Source organism: uncultured Virgibacillus sp., from assembly GCF_947495635.1.
GTDB lineage: Bacteria > Bacillota > Bacilli > Bacillales > Amphibacillaceae > Virgibacillus > Virgibacillus salarius.
Genome location: NZ_CANMAB010000201.1, coordinates 1 through 1,324, shown reverse-complemented (window position 1 = coordinate 1,324; position 1,324 = coordinate 1). Strand labels below are relative to the sequence as shown.

Below are 1,324 nucleotides of genomic sequence, written 5' to 3'. Positions count from 1 at the left end.
ATTCAATGAAATGGTGCTTGATTAATTCTAAGAAAACAAGAGTATTTTGAAGATAATTAAAGTATATAGAGGGAGGATTATTTATGATCCTGAGTAATAGGATCTTTTTAATGGCGTCAGCAGCTTGGATATTTCCAATTTTATTTTTATTGCGATTGAGAAGATGTCGCTGAAAAAAGCATGTCAAAGTGCTGACAAACAATCGATATTCTTTCATTACAAAATATATTATATCGCCGTTACTCATTTTAGTGATTTATTTGATTGGTAATATATATTTTGCAGGAGTAGATGTTTTGATTGGACTATGGCTATGCTCTTGTTGTTGTGCTCCTGACTCTTCCATTAATATACTACTTTAATAAGCGATTTATGCGATTCAATGATTTTTTGCAATTAAAAAATGTATCATGCAGGAAAGATAAATACGAAACTAACATATTGACGGTTACATATAATTGTGCCTATAAATAATTAAGAAGCACTCAAAGAGTAAAGTCACAGATTCAAAATTGCGTCCTGCAATTTAACTATAATATAGAAGTAATAGATGATAAAAATCGTCTTCTGGCTTTCGGTTTAATTGGTTTTATCCATAACATTACAGATATGACCTATGAGCTATGAAGGTAAATAATTATAAGAATTAAAAGAATTTAATTTAGGTATTGAAATAAGAACCATATTAGTGTATTATCTATAATTGTTCGCGTGATTCAGTCATCGTGAATTGAAACAAATGATAAAAATGAACATTCTTTTAAGAAGCGCCCGTAGCTCAATTGGATAGAGCGTTTGACTACGGATCAAGAGGTTAGGGGTTCGACTCCTCTCGGGCGCGCCATAATTTCCGGGAAGTAGCTCAGCTTGGTAGAGCACATGGTTTGGGACCATGGGGTCGCAGGTTCAAATCCTGTCTTCCCGACCATCGACACGAAATATTAAAATATTAATAAACGCGGGTGTAGTTTAATGGTAAAACCTCAGCCTTCCAAGCTGATGACGAGGGTTCGATTCCCTTCACCCGCTCCAATCATTACCTTTAGGGGCCTGTAGCTCAGCTGGTTAGAGCGCACGCCTGATAAGCGTGAGGTCGGTGGTTCGAGTCCACTCAGGCCCATCACTTAAAAAAGTGTTGACAAACAAATTGTCGGTATGATATATTAATAAAGTCGCCAATTTGAACAGCGAAAAAGTTAAGTGAAAAAAGTTATTGACTTGAGTTGATCAAACTGGTATAATGAAATAGTTGCTGTCGCAAAAAGCAGCAAACTAATTTGCTCTTTGAAAACTGAACAAAACAACCAGTATGTCAAGAGAAAAA

4 tRNA genes are annotated in these 1,324 nt (G+C 35.3%); all 4 read left to right on the top strand.

The annotated features are described in order from the left end of the window. Window positions 1–767: 767 nt before the first annotated feature. The 4 genes from Q1A47_RS20460 to Q1A47_RS20445 all read left to right on the top strand — a co-directional run bounded on the left by Q1A47_RS20460 (window position 768) and on the right by Q1A47_RS20445 (window position 1,120). Window positions 768–844: transfer RNA gene (locus tag Q1A47_RS20460), tRNA-Arg, on the top strand. A 7-nt stretch (window positions 845–851) separates the two neighbouring features. Beyond that, window positions 852–928: transfer RNA gene (locus tag Q1A47_RS20455), tRNA-Pro, on the top strand. 30 nt (window positions 929–958) lie between these two features. After that, window positions 959–1,032, top strand: a tRNA-Gly gene (locus Q1A47_RS20450). 14 nt (window positions 1,033–1,046) lie between these two features. Continuing rightward, window positions 1,047–1,120, top strand: a tRNA-Ile gene (locus Q1A47_RS20445). Window positions 1,121–1,324 lie beyond the last annotated feature (204 nt).